The 21,042-nt window shown below is 44.1% G+C and carries 20 protein-coding genes, 1 pseudogene and 1 riboswitch; of the genes and pseudogenes, 17 read left to right on the plus strand and 4 right to left on the minus strand.

All coding sequences use genetic code 11. The features are described from left to right. The first annotated feature begins 62 nt into the window (after nucleotides 1–62). Nucleotides 63–1,043, plus strand: a complete 981-nt coding sequence (locus tag OB236_RS22640; protein WP_262686007.1) for an AraC family transcriptional regulator — start codon at nucleotides 63–65, stop codon at nucleotides 1,041–1,043. Between the two features lie 74 nt (nucleotides 1,044–1,117). After that, complete coding sequence (locus OB236_RS22645) at nucleotides 1,118–1,249, plus strand: hypothetical protein (RefSeq protein WP_262686008.1); 132 nt, start codon at nucleotides 1,118–1,120, stop codon at nucleotides 1,247–1,249. A gap of 69 nt (nucleotides 1,250–1,318) precedes the next feature. Here OB236_RS22645 and OB236_RS22650 read toward each other — a convergent pair whose 3' ends face one another. After that, nucleotides 1,319–2,788, minus strand: coding sequence for a HAMP domain-containing sensor histidine kinase (locus tag OB236_RS22650; RefSeq protein ID WP_262686009.1), 1,470 nt, complete (start codon nucleotides 2,786–2,788; stop codon nucleotides 1,319–1,321). Here OB236_RS22650 and OB236_RS22655 point away from each other — a divergent pair. Further along, nucleotides 2,756–3,088 (plus strand): hypothetical protein, encoded by a 333-nt coding sequence (locus tag OB236_RS22655; RefSeq protein ID WP_262686010.1) that lies wholly within the window; start codon nucleotides 2,756–2,758, stop codon nucleotides 3,086–3,088. The two genes, OB236_RS22650 and OB236_RS22655, sit on opposite strands and share 33 nt — an antisense overlap. Here the strand turns inward: OB236_RS22655 and OB236_RS22660 are convergent. Beyond that, a complete protein-coding gene (locus tag OB236_RS22660) occupies nucleotides 3,055–3,789 on the minus strand; it encodes a response regulator transcription factor (RefSeq protein ID WP_262686011.1) in 735 nt (244 codons plus the stop codon). The two genes, OB236_RS22655 and OB236_RS22660, sit on opposite strands and share 34 nt — an antisense overlap. Nucleotides 3,790–3,949: 160 nt before the next feature. Here OB236_RS22660 and OB236_RS22665 point away from each other — a divergent pair, with 160 nt between their 5' ends. From OB236_RS22665 to OB236_RS22710, 10 genes and pseudogenes are all read left to right on the plus strand, one after another. Then, nucleotides 3,950–4,075: a hypothetical protein gene (locus tag OB236_RS22665; protein WP_262686012.1), complete on the plus strand. Its 126-nt coding sequence runs from the start codon at nucleotides 3,950–3,952 to the stop codon at nucleotides 4,073–4,075. 135 nt (nucleotides 4,076–4,210) lie between these two features. Then, nucleotides 4,211–5,470: a TraB/GumN family protein gene (locus tag OB236_RS22670; RefSeq protein WP_262686013.1), complete on the plus strand. Its 1,260-nt coding sequence runs from the start codon at nucleotides 4,211–4,213 to the stop codon at nucleotides 5,468–5,470. 186 nt (nucleotides 5,471–5,656) lie between these two features. Then, complete coding sequence (locus OB236_RS22675; RefSeq protein ID WP_262686014.1) at nucleotides 5,657–5,968, plus strand: YbjQ family protein; 312 nt, start codon at nucleotides 5,657–5,659, stop codon at nucleotides 5,966–5,968. Nucleotides 5,969–6,645: 677 nt separating this feature from the next. Next, a complete protein-coding gene (locus OB236_RS22680; protein ID WP_262686015.1) occupies nucleotides 6,646–7,206 on the plus strand; it encodes an NAD(P)H-dependent oxidoreductase in 561 nt (186 codons plus the stop codon). A 193-nt stretch (nucleotides 7,207–7,399) separates the two neighbouring features. Then, nucleotides 7,400–7,636: a hypothetical protein gene (locus OB236_RS22685; protein ID WP_262686016.1), complete on the plus strand. Its 237-nt coding sequence runs from the start codon at nucleotides 7,400–7,402 to the stop codon at nucleotides 7,634–7,636. Further along, nucleotides 7,531–7,782, plus strand: a pseudogene (locus OB236_RS22690) (epimerase); the annotation flags it as partial. The gene OB236_RS22685 and the pseudogene OB236_RS22690, both read left to right, overlap by 106 nt. Nucleotides 7,783–7,892: 110 nt before the next feature. Continuing rightward, nucleotides 7,893–9,365 (plus strand): multicopper oxidase family protein, encoded by a 1,473-nt coding sequence (locus OB236_RS22695; RefSeq protein ID WP_262686017.1) that lies wholly within the window; start codon nucleotides 7,893–7,895, stop codon nucleotides 9,363–9,365. Nucleotides 9,366–9,401: 36 nt separating this feature from the next. Beyond that, on the plus strand, nucleotides 9,402–10,265 hold the full coding sequence (locus OB236_RS22700) for an NAD-dependent epimerase/dehydratase family protein (protein ID WP_262686018.1): 864 nt from the start codon (nucleotides 9,402–9,404) through the stop codon (nucleotides 10,263–10,265). 274 nt (nucleotides 10,266–10,539) lie between these two features. After that, complete coding sequence (locus OB236_RS22705) at nucleotides 10,540–12,147, plus strand: S-layer homology domain-containing protein (RefSeq protein WP_262686019.1); 1,608 nt, start codon at nucleotides 10,540–10,542, stop codon at nucleotides 12,145–12,147. Between the two features lie 89 nt (nucleotides 12,148–12,236). Then, nucleotides 12,237–12,315, plus strand: a riboswitch (ZMP/ZTP riboswitch). 57 nt (nucleotides 12,316–12,372) lie between these two features. After that, nucleotides 12,373–12,972: a DJ-1/PfpI family protein gene (locus tag OB236_RS22710; protein ID WP_262686020.1), complete on the plus strand. Its 600-nt coding sequence runs from the start codon at nucleotides 12,373–12,375 to the stop codon at nucleotides 12,970–12,972. Nucleotides 12,973–13,164: 192 nt separating this feature from the next. Here OB236_RS22710 and OB236_RS22715 read toward each other — a convergent pair whose 3' ends face one another. Both OB236_RS22715 and OB236_RS22720 read right to left on the minus strand, forming a co-directional pair. Next, nucleotides 13,165–14,265: a hypothetical protein gene (locus OB236_RS22715; protein ID WP_262686021.1), complete on the minus strand. Its 1,101-nt coding sequence runs from the start codon at nucleotides 14,263–14,265 to the stop codon at nucleotides 13,165–13,167. Nucleotides 14,266–14,304: 39 nt separating this feature from the next. Further along, nucleotides 14,305–15,159 (minus strand): ion transporter, encoded by an 855-nt coding sequence (locus OB236_RS22720; RefSeq protein WP_076236420.1) that lies wholly within the window; start codon nucleotides 15,157–15,159, stop codon nucleotides 14,305–14,307. A 421-nt stretch (nucleotides 15,160–15,580) separates the two neighbouring features. Here OB236_RS22720 and OB236_RS22725 point away from each other — a divergent pair, with 421 nt between their 5' ends. The 4 genes from OB236_RS22725 (at nucleotide 15,581) to OB236_RS22740 (ending at nucleotide 21,040) form a co-directional block, all read left to right on the plus strand. Then, nucleotides 15,581–16,087 carry a hypothetical protein gene (locus OB236_RS22725; RefSeq protein WP_262686022.1) on the plus strand — a complete coding sequence of 169 codons (507 nt, stop codon included), beginning with the start codon at nucleotides 15,581–15,583 and terminating at the stop codon, nucleotides 16,085–16,087. 114 nt (nucleotides 16,088–16,201) lie between these two features. Further along, entirely contained in the window at nucleotides 16,202–18,001 is a 1,800-nt protein-coding gene (locus OB236_RS22730; protein ID WP_262686023.1) for a sensor histidine kinase, read from the plus strand. Nucleotides 18,002–18,017: 16 nt separating this feature from the next. Then, on the plus strand, nucleotides 18,018–19,646 hold the full coding sequence (locus OB236_RS22735) for a response regulator transcription factor (RefSeq protein WP_262686024.1): 1,629 nt from the start codon (nucleotides 18,018–18,020) through the stop codon (nucleotides 19,644–19,646). Nucleotides 19,647–19,738: 92 nt separating this feature from the next. Next, the gene (locus OB236_RS22740; protein ID WP_262686025.1) at nucleotides 19,739–21,040 is read left to right on the plus strand and encodes an ABC transporter substrate-binding protein; all 1,302 of its coding nucleotides are present in this window, start codon (nucleotides 19,739–19,741) and stop codon (nucleotides 21,038–21,040) included. Nucleotides 21,041–21,042 lie beyond the last annotated feature (2 nt).

Genomic DNA, 21,042 nt, shown 5'->3' on the forward strand with positions numbered 1-21,042 from the left:
ACACTCCTTCCATAGTGGCTTTCCTTCTCTTTATTTTAGATAATTATTTAGAAGAAAGCCTCTTGAAATCAGGTAAATATGTCTTGAAATCGGATATTTATGGTAGAATAGGGACAAGTCAAGAGGAAGTCGGAGGAACCGCTGTGCCCGTTAATCTCGAAGCGTACGACAAAGAGCAGGTGGACTATTCGGACCCTTATTTCAGGCTGAAGATATGGACCATTCATCATGCCAATGAGGCATCGGAGCAGTATGGCGTTTGGCACTACCATCAAGAAATGGAGTGGATAGCCGTTGTTGAGGGAGTGCTGCGGATGGAAACATCCACTTGCAGCTATGAGCTGCAAGCCGGCGATGTGGTGATGCTCGGCTCCAATGAACTGCATCGCTCTTATAAATATCGGCAGCAAGCGCTGACGTATATCGTTTGTCATGCAGACATAGCGTCGTTTATGAACCCGTCCTTGCTGCCCTATTATGCTGCGTTTACGGGACGGTCTACCAGCTTGATCCCATTAAACGAGAAGCTAATCAAGTACCCGGCATACAAGTTAGAAATATTTCGGCTTCTCCAACTAATACTGTTGGATATGTCGGAGAAGCAGCGCGGCTATGAGCTGTCTGTAAATGCAAGCTTGAAAGGTCTCCTGTATATGCTCATTAAAATTGACGAGGATCGGCTGATCGTACCCATGGATCCGCATCTTGCCGAAAAGCTGCGCCCAGCTCTCGCCTTTATCGAAGAATGTCTCGAAGGTCCTTGCCACCTTACTGCAGTTAGCGGCAAATTGAACTACAATGACAGTTATTTTGCCAAGCTGTTCAAAAAGGGAATGGGGATGACATTTACGTCTTATGTACAAATGCGCCGGATGAAGCGGGCGGAGCAGCTCTTGCTGACTGAGGCATGGTCGGTAACAGAAATTAGCGGAAAAGTTGGCTTTACGAGTCCTGCCCAGTTCTATCAATTGTTTAAAAGATATCAGGGGTGTTCACCAAGACAATATATGGATAGGCGTATGCACCAAGAAAGGCGGCATTAGCTATTGACTCCATAAAGTGGGTGAGTATATCTGTTTCTTCAGATAGCTCTTTAATCAGATTAAAGAGCCGGGCTTTGGTTTATAGAAAGCTCCAGACGGTTAGCGACCGACACTACCCGCTGGAGCAAATTCAGAAGGCCTGCCGCAATGAGGAAGCCGAGCGTAAAAGGGACAATGTCGTGATCTCAGTGTCGCTTGATCGCTAACCCCCCGCAAAAAGCCGTTGCCGTCTGCCTAGCATGAAAAGGAATCACACGCTTCAATCCTGATTTCGCTCAGCAGGGCAACAGGATCTCAATTTTCGTGCCTTGCCACACCTTGGATTGTACCTGGATTTCGCCGCCGTGCGCTTCCACGATGGTTTTGGCGATGCTCATCCCGAGCCCGGAGCCATTCGTCGATTCTATAGTATTCGTTCCCCGGTAGTAGCGATTGAACAAATGATGCAGCGTTTCCTCGTCCATTCCTTTGCCATTATCGATTACTCGGATGCAAGTCTTGTCGTTCATCCTGCCGACAGAGACGGTAACGATCACGCCCGGCGGGTTATGCTTCACGGCGTTGGACAGCAGATTGTCCATCAGCCGCTGCAGCCAGGTTTCATCTGCCTGTACCAGCAGGGGACTCTCCTCCCCAACGTAGTGAAACTGATACTCAGACATCGTGGCGTCGTTGACGTACTTCAGTACGGAGCGTCGCACCAGCTCAACCAAGTTGATCTCCCGAAGCTCCATGATCGAATCGCCCTGCTTGAGCTGATGAATCAATGAGAAGTCGGAGATCAGCTCCAGCATATAATCCCCCTTTTCCCGGATCGTCGAGCCCATGATGCGCATCTCCTCTTGGCTCCATTGCTCAGGCAAGCTCTCCAGCATATACCCATAGCCTTGAATTGTGGCCAGAGGCGTGCGCAGATCGTGGGAAATCCCTGACATCCACTCCGCTTGAGCCTTTTCCAGCCTCTCGCGTTCCTTCTCGATCTGAGCCAATTGATGAGTCATCTGATAGAAGGATTCAATCACTTCCTTATAGAGCCTGTAGCGGATTCGCATCATGCCATTGCGACGGAATACCTTGCGCATGTCCTTGGCGGTCAGTACCTGGTCGTACTGACCCCGGCCCATACGTTCGAACCAGCCTGCGAACAGAATCAGCGGCTGACCGTAGCGGTAGCCATGCCAGATGGAGATCGGCAGCGCCAAGAGCAGGATCAGAACTGCAAACCAGACGAGGCCACGCGCTGCCGTTTCCAGCACAGGATGCTTCAGAGGGGCTCCGGCTGCATGGGTCGTATAGAGCATCCAGGTCATTCCGCTCAGCTTGTCCCGATGGGCGACAATATTCGTGTCATAGTTGCTGGGCGATTGCTGGATGGCCAGAATATCCAGCGGTCGATATGCCTTCTTCACGTATGCTCCATCGCCGATGCCTTGTACGATATGGCTCTCGGGATCGATCACCTGCAGATAGCTGCCAGTTTCGCGAAGCCGCTGTTCCAAGAGGGGAATCGCTTCGCTGCGTATGATTCCCTGCTGCCCGTAGGTGTCGAACCAGGCTACGAGCTGGTCAAGGTCTGGACTAGGGTAGCCCAGCATATACAGAAGCGGCTCCTGGAAAGAAAAATTCAGTTGAGTGTGTACGGCATACGACCCAAGCGTCCGTGTTTCTTGAATATCGAGCAGTTGAGCGATAGAGTAGGAAGCCGGCAGTGCATGATCCGGAGTTGTATTGACGCCGTATATCACCTCTCCTTCGGCACTGACAACCTGCAGCCACATGCCTTTCTCCTTGATGAGCTTGTCCCACTCGGGGGAGATCTGAATCGTCCTATCCTTGTAATGAGCTTCTTGAGCGATCTGTTGCAGGACGCCAACCGGAAAGTTTCGGCGTATCTCATTACTCGTCATGTTCTGGAAAAACAGGATGCAGGCAACCAGAGTAATAGCCACAATCAGCAGGGCATAGAAGATCAATTGATACGTGAAGTGGAAGGCCATGCGTTGTTGGATCTTCATCGTTCCTGCGACTCCTTCACCAGCTTGTAGCCAAGCCCGCGTACGGTAAGCAGCAGCTTCGGATTGCCGGGATCGATCTCGATCCGCTCCCTTATGCGCCGGATATGCACCATTACCGTCGAGTCATCGCCCTGTCCGTTGATCCCCCAAACCTTGTCGTAGAGCTGTGTTTTGGAAAATACGATGCCGGGAGACTTACAGAAGTGCAGCAGCAACTGGAACACCTGCGCTGGGCAAGGAACTGGCTGTCCCTCCACGATTAGTTCGCCCTCCGCCTCGTTGACGGTGAAGTGACCGAACCGGTAAATCCCAGGATCGGGCCGTTTCGCCGGACTTGACGTCGAGGTTTCTGGATCTAGTCGGCGTATGCGCGCCTGAATTCTTGCGGCCACCTCCAGGGGATTGAAGGGTTTCGTGATATAATCGTCCCCGCCCATGGCGAAGCCTCGCAGGACATCGAGATCGGAAGCCTTGGCCGTTAGAAACAAAATATGCGGATTCCCGTATTCGCGGAGCTTGGAGCAGAGCTCCAGGCCGCTGCCGTCGGGGAGCATAATGTCGAGCAGGATGATATCGGGGGCTTCACGCTTCGCTAAATCGAGAGCTTCCGCACAGGTGGAGGCCGCGTACAGCTGATGAAACCCTTCCCTGCGAAGCACCATTTGCAGCATCGTGACAATCGAAGGCTCGTCGTCGACGATTGCGATTTTAATATCGGATAGATTTGTCATAGTTTTCACCCATTTCCATAGTAGCATAATCACCTTAACAGAACCTAAACGGCGGGAGCAAAATTAAGCTGATGTTTATCTATCCGTTCAGGTTCTGTTTCATTGGGGCTGGTAGGATAGGGGTTGAGCATCCTATTCGAACATCCAGGAGGAGTGGTTTATGAGAAGATCGTCCCTAATGGCCACCGTTCTCGTTGTACCCATGTCGTCCTATTCGCTGGCTGCCTCGGCTTCGTCGAACCAGCCAGCCGTCGATAGCAAGTCTACCGAGGCCAAGTCGGCTTAGGACAAACTTTCGGGAGGTCATGTCAATTCCAATTAGGCGCTTTCAATTGTAAGCAGCTTATCCAGGTAAGTAGGTCACTCAAAGCCTCTGATTATCAACAATTTATCATCTTACTACTAAGGAGCTTATATGCAGATGAAAAAAATTAGCACTTTATTTCTTTCCCTATTCTTGTTTGCTTCTGTATTCTCTACCGTTCACGCAGTAGAGAATGCCTTGTCCATATGGCTAAATGGCGAGCAAATCCAGTTCAGCAAGTCCGAACCGATCATAGAAAATGGGGTGACACTCGTCTCGATGCGTCCGATTCTGGAGAAGCTGGCTGTCAAAGTGAATTGGGATGAAGCGACCCAAACCGTCAGCGGCGCCAAAGAAGGTCTCACCTATTCCCTTCAAATTGGCAGCACAAATGCCATTGCAAATGGCAAAGCAGTCAAGCTGGAAGCAGCGCCAAAGCTAATCCAGAATGTCACGTATGTGCCGCTCCGCTTTGTCGCTGAAACTGTAGGCTATCAAGTTGCCTGGAACCAGTCTCTACGTCAGTTTACCCTTACCTCCAAGCAGCAATCCGATGGAAGCCGCGGCTTTCTGTGGAAGGTAGAGAATAAAGGCAACACGGTGTATATGCTGGGTTCCCTTCATTACGTACTTGAAGGAATGTATCCACTGCGTCCGGAGATTGAGAATGCGCTCCAAGCTGCTCATTATTTGGGCGTAGAGGTCGATTTGTCGAAGGTCGCTCCCGAAGAATTGCAAAAACAGGTATTGGACCTGGGTGTTTATAAAGACGGAACCACACTGAAGGATCATATCTCCGCCGATACGTATAACAAAGCTGCAGCATTGCTGCAAGCAAATGGAATGCCGGAAAACAGCTTCGATAACTTCAAGCCGTGGTTCGTCCAGCAAAACATCTTGGGGATTATAGTTGGAAAAGAAGGCTATCAATCGGAAATAGGGATTGACCAGTACCTGATCGATAAGGCCAACAAAGCGAAGAAACCGGTTATTTCGCTGGAAAGTATCGATTCCCAGTTCAATACGAACAACAACTACTCCGACTCACTGCAAGAAAAGCTGCTGCTCGACACACTGGACCCAGCTTCTGGCGTCACTCTTTCTCCTAAGGGAGGGATCGATTATTTTGCCGACATATGGAAAAAGGGCGATTATAACGCCTTGCATGAATATACCAACTCTTCTGATTGGGATGCTGAATATCACGAGGCTCTGCTGACTGACCGCAATGTAGAAATGGCCGAGAAGATTAAAGGCTATCTGAACAGTGATAATAAAGAAACATATATGGTTGTAGTTGGAATGCTGCATATGCTGGGCGACCAAGGGGTAGTTCCATTGCTGGAGAAGAAAGGCTTCACGGTGGAAAGACAGTAGTACTTGAATCATTGTTCCTAACACGACAAAGATCATCCATAGTCGCCGCCGTGCTCGTTCATCGCTCCGGGTCCAAGCCTGCAGCACATGATAGGAGCTCATCCGAATAAGGTAGATTGGAGCCTGAAGCGGAAAACAGCAACAAGCGTATCACCATATAACAAGACCAATTGAGGAGGATAATTTATGATTATAACCACTACACCAACTATTGAAGTTTCCCCGATCAAGCAGTATCTGGGTATTGCCACTGGTGAAGTCATTATGGGAGCCAACGTATTCAGAGACTTTAAGGCTACGATTACTGATCTCGTAGGGGGGCGCTCGCGCGCTTACGAAGGCAAACTTCAGGAAGCGAGAGATGCGGCATTTGCTGAGATGACCCAGAAAGCTTCGGGGATGGGAGCTAATGCGATTGTCGGGGTCGACATTGATTACGCAGTCATTCGCGATGGCATGCTGATGGTCGCCGTAAGCGGGACGGCTGTGATCGTGTAAGCCACCTCACGTCCTGATGCATCCGATTCTTGAGAAACAGGGTGTGAAATGGGATGAAGCGACCGGAACTGTCAGCGACGCCAAAAGAAGGTCTCCTCTTATCCCATTAACAGAAGTTAAGCAACCTCCAAACGCCGCTATCATTCAGATCAGGGCATTTAGGAACAAGGAGAGCCTAAGATAGCTGTAGCCATAATTCTCATTAACTTGGAGGAATTAACAAAGCAAAAACAATTGAAGAAAAAACAAATGCGACCGATAAAGCTGCACAAACCAGGCTGCAAGCCGACTTTTATGAAGCTGTAAATGCTAAATGGCTGGAGTCCACTGAATTGTCAGCAGATAAAATACTCGTAGGTGGCTTAATAGATCTCGATACGGATGTAAAAAAGCTGTAGTCAAAGAATATGGCAAAAATGGCACCGATGATTTCTACTCCACATTTGATGTCAAAGAAGGCGATGCTATGTACATTGCCCCAGAGAACAGAACTACTCTTTGGTAAAGTATTATATAAATACGAACAAAAGCTGAGAGGTTATTAACCTTGCAGCTTTTTTGCTGTAGAAGTCTTGGTTAGCGCAGACTAAAATTGATTGATTTTAATGCATATGTATCGGTTATTTGTACATTCTATCTTAGTATTATAATGAAATATTGGAGAGGAGCCATATTGAATGAAACACCTACTCATTTTTTCTCACCCAAGGAAAGATAGCTTTAACCATGCCATTCTGAAAACAGCAACTGAAGGTCTTCGGCAAGGAGGACATGAGGTCATTGTTAGAGACTTATACGAGATAGGTTTTAATCCAGGCAAGGATGATATCTTCGGAGGAGCCGGCGAGGATGTAAAGCAAGAACAAGAACATTTAATATGGGCAGATGTCGTTACTTTTATATATCCTATTTGGTGGACCGGATTACCAGCCATGATAAAAGGGTATATCGAACGTATTTTTTCTTACGGATTTGCATTCAAATATGTTGACGGAGTTCAAATGGGGTTGTTAAAAGGAAAAAAAGCGATCATTATTAATACACAAGGCAAATCTTTCGCCGAATACGAAGCAAATGGAATGCAGGATGCCCTTCGTCTCACATCTGATAAAGGAATATTTGAATATTGTGGATTTGAAATCATATATCATATTTTCTTCGATTCGACTGACCGCTCGGATGAACCTAAGCGGAAAGCTTTTCTCCGACAAATTTCAGATATGGCAAGCAAAGCGTGATGATTATCTGCTTGAAATTGTGAAAATAGTTAAGCATGTTGTCCAAATCAAGACTGCGTAAATCGCGGACTTGATAGTTAGTAATCAATCAATAATTTTGTGATTGACCAATCAATTATCAGGTGGTATAGTATTGGCATTAAGTAATTGAGTGATCAATCAATAACATGACAAATTGGAGAGGATGATACATGTGAATAAAGCTATCGTTGCAAGGGCAACAGGAGGAACAGGAGCTTCAATTACTGAGGATCTTATCAAGCGAGGGATTCACACGATTGCCCTCGGACGATCCCGTCAAAAGCTGGAGCAACTCGCGGCTAGGGTAGGGTATTCGTACGTATCGCTCGGAAAGCAAGTGGTAGCTCGAAACCGATTATTTCACTGGGGAGAGTTGGGTTATCTCTACTCGGCATGGTCGTCCCAGTGATGAAAGAAGTTGTTGAAATGTTATATTTAACTGAGGATCCGCTTGTTTTGAATGGAGACAAATACAAACGGCTCATCGGCCCGATTGTCGCGACACCGTTCGAAAAAGGTATCACCTTAACGATTCGCGGGTTGCAAGGGAGATAATGAATAATGTTTTTGATGAAATTTATTGATTGATCACTTAATTGATGTGATCTACAGTATCAGACATGGATTTTTGCATAATAAATATTATAGTGAAGGACTGATTTGCGATGGGGAAAACGAATAACAAAAAGCACTTTTTCTTCTTTGGTTTCTCGCTGCTCTTACTGTTAATTGGAGTGACGATCAGTTTATATTTCTGGCAAATTAGGCTTCAGAAGCCTGTGAAAGTCAATATGGGACAGCATCAGCATACCGCAAACGCCGTCTCGTCAGAGGGATCTCATGACCACCCTAACGATGGAGTTTCTTGCGAGAAGATAGTAGATAAGGAAACATCGGCACCAATACGCAAGTTCGAACTAACAGCTGCCCGCACCACAGTGAAGCTTGATAATGGCAAAACGGTCGAAGCATGGACCTTTAACGACATGTCGCCGGGTCCAGAACTTCGAGTTCAGCAGGGTGATAGAGTAGTTGTCACGCTGCACAATAAGGACATTGCGGAAGGTGTTACAATTCATTGGCACGGGGTAAAGGTTCCCTGCTCACAGGATGGAATAGCAGGAGTTACGCAGGAATCTATAATGCCTGGGAACCAGTTTACCTATACTTTTACCGCTTCAGAACCAGGCACGTATTGGTACCATTCTCATCAGATGAGCTCCATTCAGGTACAGAAGGGACTGCTTGGTTCGTTTATTGTGGAGCCGCGGACTTCGTCCATCCCACTGTCCACCGCGACAGAAATATCGGCGATCTTCCAACAGTTGAATTCAGCTATGTTGTTGAATGGTAGTGCTAGTGGATTGAATCTAGCGGGAAAAGCAGGCGATTATGAGAGACTGAGGCTGATCAATGCAGGAAACGATACGATAAACATTTCGGTCGACGGGGCGCCCTTCCAAGTTATTGCAATGGATGGCCACGATTTACATGAAACTGGTAAGCTGGACGGCGTTACTATACCGATAGGGGCAGGCCAGCGCTATGATTTGCTCGTTCAACTTCCCGAGCATAACAAGGTCGTTATAAGAAACGATTTGGATAAGAGCCTTTCGATTACGTTTGGCAGCGGAACCGATCCTGAGCCGTCAGGTGGCAGGGAGATGTTCTCATTCGTAAATTACGGCTCCCCACTTCCGAATGATCCGCTCAATAAGCTGACAGTTGATAAGCAGTTTGAATTACGACTTGGACGCTCCCTCTTCGTCAGCTCGATCAACAACCATTCCTTCCACGAGATTCCACCGATGAATGTGAAGGAAGGGGATCGTGTACTCATTACAATCACTAATGAGGGGGGAGGGGATCATCCGTTCCATATACATGGGCATACGTTCCGGGTATGGAGCAAAAACGGTGTTCTTTTAAAGGGCAGCCCTGTCTACTTGGATACACTCCTGACAAAAAAGGGAGAAACGTATGAAGTGTACCTTGTCGCGGACAATCCGGGCTTGTGGATGGCGCACTGCCATAATCTCCAGCATGCCTCAATGGGGATGAGCATGATGCTGAACTACGAGGGAATTACAACGCCTTTTCGGGTAGGAACCAATTCAGGTAATCTTCCCGACCTATAATATCAACATCTAATAAAAAAATTAGGAGTGATCGCAATGCGTAAAGCAATGGTTGTAAGAGCAGGCCGCGCAATAGGAAACGTTCTGGTTGAGGGATTAATAAAAGTAGGTATGGATGTCATCGCTTATTCAGGGTCACAACACAAGCTGTCCCGTATGAAAGAAGCTTTCGATCATTCCCCGCGTTTGCTTACGGCGCAAGGAGATGTTCGAAATGCAGACGAAATGCTTGTTGCTGCAGACGGAGTCGACGTTATTTACTGCGGCATATATTTGACTTATGATGAGAATGCAGAAAAGGTACAACAGATGCTCAAAGCAATCGAGACAGTCTCTTCCCGAACAGGTGCCAAAGTTGTTATCATAGAAGGTGTTTATCGTCCCTCAGGGCAGAATAAACTGCTGCTGGCCAATTTCGATCAACGTTATTTACATCTGAATAGTCCTGAGCTGTATGGGGCGGGAGCTTCCAATACGATCTTTCATTATTCACTCAAGAAAATCGCAAAAGGGCAAAAGGTGAAGGTTCTAGGTAACCCCTCTGTTAAACGGGAGTATCTGTATCTCAATGATGCCGCACAATATGCGGTGGAGCTTGCTTTAAAGGAATCTTCTTATGGTAAGACTTGGCGTCTACGCGGCGGCTCGACCGTTTCTACAGAAGCGTTGCTAACCATAGCTGCTTCTACCGTTAATATCGCGCCCCGGTTCGAACTCATCAGCGATTGGAAACTGCGCCTGCTTCGAGCGTATGAGCCGAGATCAAGAGCATTACTAGATCGCTATGAAAGTAACGATTGGAATCTTCAAGAATACGAACTCGAATATATTGGAAGCGGTCAGGTTACTACTCATGAAGCTGCTATAGCTGAAACAATAAACGGTATTATGGCGAGGTAATATCAGTCCACGATGCAAAAAGGATTAATAATCAGTACTACTGGAATCATCGTTCTCGTTTTAATCGTCTATAGTCTTTTGGACTAAGTTACAGCACAAAAAAGGAGGTTCGATTGATGGATGCACAAAACAAAAAAACTTGATTATCAGCATTGTCGTAGTGGTAGTCGTGTGGGACTAATTGATATTGATTAATCAATAAATATGAATTCATATTTATTGGAAAAAAACCGATATATAAACAATATCAATTTAAAGAAGGAGTATTTTTGTAATGAATATGAAAAAACTATTATCTACAATGTTAGCTCTAGTTATTTTTATTAGCATGTTCCTAATTCATTCTCAATCCGTCTCAGCAGAACCATCAAATGATAGCGGTTATTCGGACGGTACTTTCAAACCGGATACTCTCATAACGGAAGAAGAGTTTTTAACCATGGTTGTACGAGCGCTTAATCTTCCGATCCGTACACAACCATCCGATGCCTCGTTGTTTCTTCCTTACTACGATGCAGCCAGGAATGATGGAATCTATTATGATGATTATCGAAGTGATTGGTCAAGTCCCATTATTCGCGGAGATGCTGCGCAAACCTTGGTCAGAGCAACCCAAGCCGCTGAAAAAAATCGAATGCTTGCCAGGGAACGATCTCAGCAGGAAATTATGAGGATGAAGCCTGATGAGTTAAAAACTCTTCAGAACCTTCCGAATTTTAGAGGGATGGCTATCGGGAATATAAATGATGTCAAGGAGGTTCCCCAGTTAATTAAAGAACTGCGAATGTATCAGAATGATTTAATTGCGAAGTTCAAGGCCAATAAAACGGAAGGGACCTACTGCATTGTCGAAAAGGATAAGTCTCAAACCTGCTACTTACGTTCTGAGGCTGTTTACGGACAGGCGGTTGCGAAGTACATAGAGTTTCTACAATCTATTGTTCTGGAAGTGGAAGAAGCCGAAAAGAAGTACACTTACAATAAAATAGTATTTGAAGCTGCTAAGCGTGGCTTACTTACCGGGGTAGATGCGGAAGGCGAGCTTGCCCTTAGCTCTCCCCTGACCCGTGAACAAGCAGTAGTAAGTATTGGTCGAATGCTCGCATTTAATCAAGGAGAAATTCTTCCTGTTGATAAGCATGCGATGTCGAGAGCTGAAGTGTTATGGCATGGGACAAATGTATTTACGATGTGGCCCAGATATTTTCCCGAAAAGTTTATAGACTCTATTGATATCCATAAAGGCAAGTGGGATTCGGCAGACGGCATATATCATGAACAATTATTGGAGTTTATCGTTGTAGATGTAGAGGACCCTTATGATCCATTCAGGTCTGAAACCGAAGGGATGCTGTTCGATCGGAAGGTTTACGATTCAAACGAGAATCGATATAAATTACAAAAGATATCAGCTCCGCTTCAATCTTATATTTCCTATTCCAAAGTAAAACAAGAACTAACAGAACCGTATCCATGGTTGTATAACTCTGATGGAGGTAAGGCGCATATCAGTATCAGCCCCATTGATGAGAGCAGTAAAACTAATGAAGGTATCGTGTTTAACAAATCGGATAGCTATATCCCACAGGAAAGCGATGATCACATCGTATATAGCAAAAGCCAAAACGGACAAAATGAACAAGATCTTAATATAAAAAGAGGTTATAACCCTTTCAAAACAGTTCTTCAAGCTGGAGAGACTTATTACTGGGTTGCCGGACAATTGCACCCTAAAGGCGATATGAGCGCAGGCATTATATCCTATATTACCTATATGCCAAACAGCTACTATCGGCAACAAATCTATGGAAAAAACGGTGGGAATGCGAGTGTAACATTAATAAGTGCCAAGCCTAACTTTGAGGTACATAACGAGAGATAAATTGAATTAGTATTACATAATTAACACCAAGAAACATAATTTATCGTTGAAATATTCAAATGCTTCTGATATAAATGATTTAGGAATAATTTGGTATGTGTCACTGGCGTAACGTAGGTAACTACGAGGGAGCACATATTTCATAAGCCGTACGCCTGGGCAAAGTATTTGATCTTAGATCAGATGCTTTTTTATTTCAAATTATGAAAGGTCAGGTGCTTAGGGATGAAGATGGCCTACATTCTGTTTGACAAGATGACAACGTTAGATTTTGTTGGTTTTTACGAAGCGGTATCTTGGTTAAGCATTCTAAAAGCCAAAGAGGGAGTAACGTGGGATCTCTGTTCGAACAAAGAGGAAATTACTGACGATCGGGGTATGACGATTAAAATCAAGCATGTTAACCCAGATTTATCTGATTATGATTTGATATTTATTCCTGGTGGTATGCCCACTAGAGAACTGCAATATGATACAGAATTCGTTTCATGGATCCAAAGTGCACGCGATGTACAGTACAAAGTATCTGTCTGTACTGGTGCATTGCTTTTAGGGGCCGCAGGGTTCTTACATGGGAAAATGGCTACAACGAACCCTTCTGCCTACGAATTGTTGACTCCTTATTGCTCACAGGTTATTAAAGCCCGCATAGTACGGGACGGGGATACTTTTACGGGTGGCGGTGTTTCAGCTTCTATTGATTTAGGCTTATACCTTGTTGAATCTTTAACAAATGCGGATATGACGAAAAAGGTTCAAAAGCTGATGGACTATCCGTACTATCGATCAGGAAACTTATCTAATATTTACATGCCTAACGAATAAAACGCATAGTAAATTTTCCATATACTAGGCCGCAGCTTATTGAAGCCACTGGCAGGAGAGTTTACAAAGCTTATTATAATAGGGCTTATAAGTATTTAAAGTTTCATAAGGAAAAGAGCAATCTACATTATAAACTTGTGGGTTGCTCTTTTCTATTACGAATGTCGATCGAAGGTTACGAATTGTGATCCATTAAGCATTCAAATAAGTACAGAACGGTAAAATAAGAGATAACAATAAATAGCCGACTGTAATCGAGAAAAATACCACTTTATCGAACACCATCGATAATTCCGGTTTCTCTTGTCTTTTATAAAAGTTATAGGACAAAATGGATGCTACCACAATTAAAAAGACCGAAATCAATGACGATAACGTAAGGACATCCAAGAGTCCAAAGGTGCCTCCGTTTGCTGGAACGAGGGAATTTACAACATATGCGTTGGCAACTACGCCAAAGAATGAAGCGCCACCTAAGCCTGTTCGTGCATCGATAAGATCCGGTTTTGTCCATAATACTATTAAACCCAGAGCAACTGATAATAAGTACGGAAAAAATATTTTGAAATAAAAGCTCCAGTCGATTCTATTCATTGAAATAGCTATCGCATATTGAGAGAATACCCGGTTTAAGCCGTTTGCATTGGGCGAACTAAAGGTGGATTTATACTCATGTGGTTTAACCACATTCTGAAAATTAGTGACACGATAACCGGGAATTTTCACTCTGGAGCTGATGGCTGAGTTGTCATCCACAACATAGTTTAATGCTCCTCCATCATTTTTCTTATCTTCAATATAGATATTAAGCATATGATCTTCAAGTGAGAAACGCGTAGTATCGAAAACCTTATCTAAAGTAACGGTAATTTTATAGCGCTGGTAATTATTACCATTATCTAAATAGTGCTCGCTTGAAAGTTCCTTTGAATCCATTTTTCCACCTATAACCTGAAAGGTTTCACCCGGATTCAGATCTTTATTACCCAGCCATGAGAACCAGATGTAGAGATCGGCAGAAAATGTCGAATCTGCAATAGAAACATTATGTATGTTCTCCAGGTAAGAACCAACCTTAACCTCATTAAAGTTAGGTTTTTGAGGAGGATATTTAACCTCTACCTTAGTGATATCCATACGGTTTTTGTGATCCAAAAACGATTGTTCTCGTGCGTTTGACATAAATAAACCGAAATAAACGGTAAAAGCTACGTATATGGCCAGAATAACAATAGCACATAGGATCAATCCTGTTTTCTGTTTTTTTGTGATTTTCATTAGTTTTTCTTGCACGATACCACAACCTCCCCAAGTTTGTTCGCATTTTCTATATTAATTAACTGATTTATATTTCCGTTCATTACGTTCATTTCGTTCTTCCAATAACAAATATTTCAACTCCCGAACCTCGTCCCGCAGCTGTTGAATTTCCGATGTGTCTTCCTTAATATCATGCACGTCCTTTTCGATACCGGCTATATCTTCCTCGACATCTGCAGGAATATTGGCTGCATTATTAACAATCTCACCGACTACCAGATTCAGCATAACGAAGACGGCAAGAAAGATGAACGTAACAAAATAAACGAGGGAAAGTGGACTGTTCTCCGCAATAGGCCGATAAATGTTAGCCCAGTCATCGAAAGTAGCGATTTGGAACAGGGTAATCAGCGACGCAGACAGATCTCCAAAATAAACCGGCGATAATTCCGCGAAGAAGGTGGCGCCGACAACTCCATAAATATAAAAGACAATAATCATCAATAAGGAGATACTTCCAATAGTAGGAATCGCCATAAACAAGGATGTAATGATTCGACGCAGCGAATGGATAGAGGAGATCGTCTTCAGGATCCGGAGTACCCTTAATATTCGTAATACACTGACAAATTGAGATTGCATGAAGGCGATACTGGCCGCGACAACTATAAAATCAAATAAGTTCCATCCATCTTTGAAATATTTTCTTCGGTGCACAATCACTTTTAAGATAACCTCCAAAGTGAATATCCCTAAAAATATTAAATCAAATTTTTCAAAAAGAGATTCATATGCACTATTAATGGAAGGATAAGTCTGCAATCCGATAACAATGGCGTTTAAGAAAACACAGAGCAAAATAAAGTTGGTGAACAACTTGCTTTGAACGAACATTTTGAGACCTGATGATTGGTGTTCTGAAACCATGAGTTATGTGAACCCTCTTTTCTTATAAATGTAGTGAGCTTTTAATAAAAAGTAATATTTTTCATTACTATACTAGTCAAGCTAGTGCGAAAACGCATGTAACTAAAGTTATAAGAAATGTTAATTAATTGTAAAGGAGGGTAAATAGGTCCGAATTCCTATTTCAGTCATCTATTTTGCTGTGTTATTACGGATCACTCACCGAAGAATGAGGAGAAAAAGCAGGAAAAGAAGCTTTTGGGGCGAACAGGGATATCTAGTGAAGGGCAGGCAGGTAGAGTAGCCGCCAGTAAAGATCATTTTCGATTCAGAGGAGGAATTCAGTGCCCTTAGGAGTAAGATCCATGATCTTGAGAGGTCAACTCTGAATTTGAGTTAAATATACCTTTAATCTGAAGTGAGAGAGATGAGAATGTAAATTATGCGTAAATCCATGAAGTATTTGATTGCATATTATATGCTCTTTGTCATTTTGTTCTTTCCTCTGTGTTATCTATATAATCAGATTGATTACTTCATCCTTAAAACTCAATTAAAAAGGGCAGTAGTCGTTCTATTAGAAAGTAACTGTAAAGAAAGAGTCAATGTTCTACATGTAGAGATAAAAAATGAATGGTTTGCTGGGACAGTATGGAAAGCAGAAACTGACAGTCTATATATAACTAAGGTATCTGGTCGATATGCGGATAATGGAGTATCTGCTGATTTACAAAGTTTGTATGCATTGGAAAGCGAAAGAAGTATATGTAATTTTAATAACAACGATCTCTATTTTTTGGATCGATTTAATAATGAATTCATCCGAAGTAACAATACTATGCAGCCACTCAAAGTGAATTTAATTGGAATTTCACTAATAACCATTGGTTTAATCGGGGGAGTTGTAATATTTGCACTAATAGAATTGAGAAGTAAAAGTAGCAGATAATTGTGGGAATAATAAGTAAACAATCATGTAGAGGATCCTTACCTATGTGAGGATTTTTTACTGATTGGTGAAGTCATTTTGCAGCAAAGGCAATTATCGATAGGAGATGCTTATATGTTCTCGCGTTTTTTACTAAAAAATATGCCTCTACATCGTTTAAGCATCAGGACCATCATGCATGGCTGTTTTATCGTGATGGTTATGATCCCGCTGCTTACGATGGTTATTGTATCTTATCAGAGCTACAAATCGATTGTGACCGAGCAATCAACCCAACAAACATTACGAACCTTGGAGCAAGTATCGGTTGGCATTGACCGGGAAGCGAGTCAAATCACGAATACGGTAGGTTATTTTTTTAAAGATCAAACTTTACTTGAGGCTGTTGATAACCTGCAAGCACAAGCGAGTATGAACGAGAGCATCAAGAAGCACGAACGGGTGCAGGGTCTGGTACACAACTATTTTCAATATACGAATGAATTGATCGATGTTGTATTTTTCTATCGTGGAGGAGGCGTTTATTCCGCGAACTCATCCATTACGAATTATGAAAACATGATGAGAACATCCCTCTGGTACAACAAATCCCTGGCAGCCAAGGGGCAGATTAAATTGTTTGGTCTTCAGCCAAATGAAATCTCGCAAATTCATGAAAAATTTATCAATACAGCTGCGGTGGCTATTCCTGATCAAATGGCTGGTCAGACCAATGTGGAAGTTATTTATTTTATTTTTAAAGGCAGCTTGTTTCAGCATTTATTTGAATCCTCTACGAAGGAACAAGGAGATTTCCTTATCCTGGACAATGAAAGCCGGGCTATCGCGGCCAATCGGGAAACCTATATTCAAAATTGGCTTGATCAGCCGGCGTATCTATATAAGACAGGTTGGTTTGCATCTGGGGAATATACGGAAGATATTCGTGGACAGAAGGCATTTATTACTTATTTCACGGCACCGGTTACACAATTTAAGGTTATTCATATTATCCCCTATGATTCACTTACGGCACCCTTGCAAAAGGTGTTTATCATGACATTATGGATTGGGGCTGCCAGCACGGCTTTGTTCCTGCTTGCTTCCTATTTTTTTGTCCGCACCATTATTGGACCTATCAGCAGTCTGGTCCGCGAGATGTACCGTGTGCAGACGGGATCGCTCAAGCTCAATTTTACCCCTTCAGGACCGTCCGAGGTCTACCTGCTGGGCACCAAATTTCATGCGATGGTCAAGGAAATGGAAGTATTGATCAAGGAAAAGGAAGAACAGCAGCAGGCTAAGGCCTTAGCAGAGCTCCGTGCGCTGCAATCTCAAATCAATCCCCATTTTCTGCTCAACACCTTAAATGCAATCAAGTTAATGGCCACCATCAGCGGAGTCCCTAATATCCAGAAGATGACGGACGCCTTTATCCGACTGCTCTCGACTACGTTTAACCGCGGCGGTATGATGCATACCATCAAAGAAGAAATGAACTATTTGGAGCAATATTTGTATATCATGGAGTTTCGTTACGGAACCTATGTAGTTGAGTGGGAGTTTGACGAGCGTCTGGAGGACTGCTATATTCTTAAACAGCTTATTCAGCCGATCGTCGAAAATGCGATTGTTCACGGGCTTCAGCACAAGGAGAACCAGGGCCAGCTCAGACTCAAAGGCAGGTTAGACGGAGAACAGATTTTGATTACGATTGAGGATGATGGTGTGGGCATAGATTCCTCCGATTTGGCGGAGCTTCTTGCGCCCACTGAGGAAGCGGGCTTTAGCAGTATGGGCATTAAAAATGTGCATGACCGGATTCGGTTGAATTACGGAGGCCCGTTTGGATTAACGATTGTAAGCAGTGAAGGACAGGGAACGCGGGTCGAGGTGCGCTTGCCCTTCATCGTAATTCCTAATAAAGATGTGTAAAGGAGTGAAGAGCAAGATGCTTAAAGCCGGGTACTGCAATGTGTTGATTGTCGATGATGAACCACTCTTCAGGCTTGCTCTGCGGACCTTGTTAAGTGAAAGCGGACTACCCTTTCAAATCATCGGGGAAGCGTCAGATGGTGAATCGGCTCTGATGTATCAGCAAAAAAGTCCTGTTCCGGAATTGATCTTCGTGGATATGAAAATGCCCGGGATGAACGGTGTTGAATTCATGCGTCAATGGAAGGAGCTTGCCAAGCCGCAAGAGAACAACCCGGTCATGATCGCTCTAAGCGCGTATCAGGATTATGGGTTTGTTAGGGAGGCTTTCCTGGAAGGCGCGTTGGACTATATTGTAAAGGTTGATATGGATCAGCCGCATATTATACCCATTTTAAATAAAGCATTAGAATTACTGGAAAAGCGCAAGCAGCGGCCAGCTGCAGGAATAAATAGTGAGGTAAGCGGGAAAGACACTATGATCAGGAGCATGTTGGAGCACGGCACTGGAAACGAGGAGGCGCAGCAGAAGCTGTTAGTGGACATGGGTGTGATCCTTCCGGAGAAGGACCGTGTGGTAGCCGTCGTCTTAACGGATTATCAGCAGCAAAAGCTCGATTCCGTTGCAAGTGCCGAATTGATTAGAACTGTTTTGGAGCAGGTCCTGCAATCCAAGCAAATAGGGGCGGAAATCGTCAGCTATCATGTGGATGAGTATGTGATTGTTCTCCATCAAACTGAAGTGAAAAGCTATATGTACTTATGGAATCAGCTCAACGAATTATTTACAGTTGTACAGCGGAGATTATCGAATTACGCGAACCTGACTGTAACGGTAGGTGTGAGTCCGACCGGCTCCAAGCCATGGAAAACTTTATACGAAGGAGCTTCAGAGTCGGCATCGCTTCGTTTTTTTTGCGGCGGTGGTAAATTGTTTTTCCCGGACTCCCGGAAAGCGTGGGAATATGAGAACACTTCTAAAGTATTGAAGGAATCCGAGCTAGCGGAATATACGCAGGCTGTCCTGGATGCATTAAACAATCCAGATCCCGATCAATGGCTGAAATGCCTGAACGCTTGGTCGCAGCATGGAGTTCCTGCAATTAAGGAGCAGCAGGTTCGTAAGATGTTTTCCGATTTTGTCTGGAAATTAGGCTCCTTTATGCTGACAAAAGAATGTCAATGGGAGCAGCTGTCTGATCCTTACCGAAATCCGTTTCAATTTATGGAGGAGGGCAAGACGCTGGAGCACATGTGGAGTCAGCTTCAACTGCTTATGGAAGCCATCCATATGAAGATACATGAATCACCGATACAAGTGAAAAGCTTGCTGTATCAAGCCAAATCGTATATTGACCACCATTACGGGGATGGTATTACACTTACGCTGGTAAGTAATTGGGTTGGCGTCAGCGAAAGTCATTTAAGCAAATTATTCGTCAAGGATGCCGGTGTGAAATTTATTGATTATTTAACGAGAATCCGAATTCAGAAGGCCAAGGACCTCATGAATACAGGAATGAAGCTGTATGAAATTTCAGAAAGCGTCGGCTACCCGAATCCGGAACATTTCAGCCGAGTGTTTAAAAAAGAAGTTGGGCTCAGCCCTGCTCAATACCGGGACAAAATGGAGCAACAAAAATAATCAAGAAAATAACAAAAATCATCATCCTCATCCTCCTTGTGATTTGTCAAAATAACAATAGTAACAAACAGAAATCAAAGGGGAGTTGCACAATGAATAGAAAACGGTTTCTTGCAGCGGTTCTGGGTACCGCGATGATTATTCCGGCATGCTCAGGTGGAAGCGGTGATAACAAGCCAGCAGGAGCGGCAGGAGCAGAACCACAAAATAAGCCTAAAGCTCCGGTCACCATCGAATTTGCGGCAGGCTTGGATGCTACAGGCGAATTTGCCAAATCCATTGAACGGTTTAACAAATCCCATCCGGATATTCAAGTGAAATATATTGAACTCCCACAGGTTCCCAATGAGCAGTTAACTCGTTATACGACCTGGTTTAACAGTAAGAGCAAAACGCCGGATTTATTGATGGCGGATGTCACTTGGCCCAAAATGTTTGCCTCAGCCGGTTGGATTGCTCCGATTGACGAGTACATCAGTGCTGATTTCCTGAAGCAGTTTTATCCTGCTGCTGTTGATGTTGCCAAAATCGACGGCAAGCAGTACGGCGTCCAGGGTTGGATTGATGTAGGCATGATTTATTACCGGAAAGATCTGCTTGAGAAATATAATCAGAAAATCCCTCAAACATGGTCCGAGATGGAGCAGGTCGCACAGGAAATTATGAAAAAAGAAAGCGATCCCAATCTGGTCGGCTATGTGTTCCAAGGAGCCAAAATCGAAGGGGCTACCATTAACTGGCTGGAATTTTTATGGGGCAATGGTGGGGATGTGTTCGACGCCAACGGAAAAATTAAAGTGGATACACCTAAAGCTATTGAAGCTATGAAGAAAATGCATGCACTGGTGCATACGTCCAAAATATCTCCTGTCAGCGTAGCGACCTCCAGTCCGAACGATAATCAGATCGTATTCGGCAACGGCAATGCCATTTTCATGAGAAACTGGCCGAATACTTATACGAGCTTGAAGGAAACGAAGGTTAGCGAGAAATATGATGTGATGCCAATACCGAAATTTGAAGGCGGGAAAAGCCAGCCAAGCACAGGTGGTTGGGTGTATGTGATCAACAACAGCTCTGAGCATAAAAAGGAAGCCGCCGAGCTCATGAAGTTCTTCCTGTCCGATGCCGAGCAAAAATCGATGCTGCTTCAGACAAGCAAAATCGCAACAAATCGTAATGCGCTTGCTGATCCTGAGGTTGCTTCCAAGCAGCCGATCTCAACTGTAGCCCAACGTCTATTGGAAACCGCCAAGAGCCGACCGGCGCTGCGTGCTTATGAGCAGTTCAGTCGTGCTATGCAAACAGAGATTAACCTCGTATTGAATGGTCAGAAGGATCCGGAACAAGCTATGAAAGACGCCCAAAAAGAAATAGACAAGATTAAGGAATAGGG

It is taken from the genome of Paenibacillus baimaensis (assembly GCF_025567575.1).

Excerpts from the sequence above, each read along its gene's own strand:
- OB236_RS22655 (WP_262686010.1), top strand. The coding sequence starts at position 2,756 with ATGATCCGGAGTTGTATTGACGCCGTATATCACCTCTCCTTCGGCACT.
- OB236_RS22660 (WP_262686011.1), bottom strand. The coding sequence starts at position 3,789 with ATGACAAATCTATCCGATATTAAAATCGCAATCGTCGACGACGAGCCT.
- OB236_RS22665 (WP_262686012.1), top strand. The coding sequence starts at position 3,950 with ATGAGAAGATCGTCCCTAATGGCCACCGTTCTCGTTGTACCCATGTCG.
- OB236_RS22670 (WP_262686013.1), top strand. The coding sequence starts at position 4,211 with ATGAAAAAAATTAGCACTTTATTTCTTTCCCTATTCTTGTTTGCTTCT.
- OB236_RS22675 (WP_262686014.1), top strand. The coding sequence starts at position 5,657 with ATGATTATAACCACTACACCAACTATTGAAGTTTCCCCGATCAAGCAG.
- OB236_RS22680 (WP_262686015.1), top strand. The coding sequence starts at position 6,646 with ATGAAACACCTACTCATTTTTTCTCACCCAAGGAAAGATAGCTTTAAC.
- OB236_RS22695 (WP_262686017.1), top strand. The coding sequence starts at position 7,893 with ATGGGGAAAACGAATAACAAAAAGCACTTTTTCTTCTTTGGTTTCTCG.
- OB236_RS22700 (WP_262686018.1), top strand. The coding sequence starts at position 9,402 with ATGCGTAAAGCAATGGTTGTAAGAGCAGGCCGCGCAATAGGAAACGTT.
- OB236_RS22705 (WP_262686019.1), top strand. The coding sequence starts at position 10,540 with ATGAATATGAAAAAACTATTATCTACAATGTTAGCTCTAGTTATTTTT.
- OB236_RS22710 (WP_262686020.1), top strand. The coding sequence starts at position 12,373 with ATGAAGATGGCCTACATTCTGTTTGACAAGATGACAACGTTAGATTTT.
- OB236_RS22720 (WP_076236420.1), bottom strand. The coding sequence starts at position 15,159 with ATGGTTTCAGAACACCAATCATCAGGTCTCAAAATGTTCGTTCAAAGC.
- OB236_RS22725 (WP_262686022.1), top strand. The coding sequence starts at position 15,581 with ATGCGTAAATCCATGAAGTATTTGATTGCATATTATATGCTCTTTGTC.
- OB236_RS22730 (WP_262686023.1), top strand. The coding sequence starts at position 16,202 with ATGTTCTCGCGTTTTTTACTAAAAAATATGCCTCTACATCGTTTAAGC.
- OB236_RS22735 (WP_262686024.1), top strand. The coding sequence starts at position 18,018 with ATGCTTAAAGCCGGGTACTGCAATGTGTTGATTGTCGATGATGAACCA.
- OB236_RS22740 (WP_262686025.1), top strand. The coding sequence starts at position 19,739 with ATGAATAGAAAACGGTTTCTTGCAGCGGTTCTGGGTACCGCGATGATT.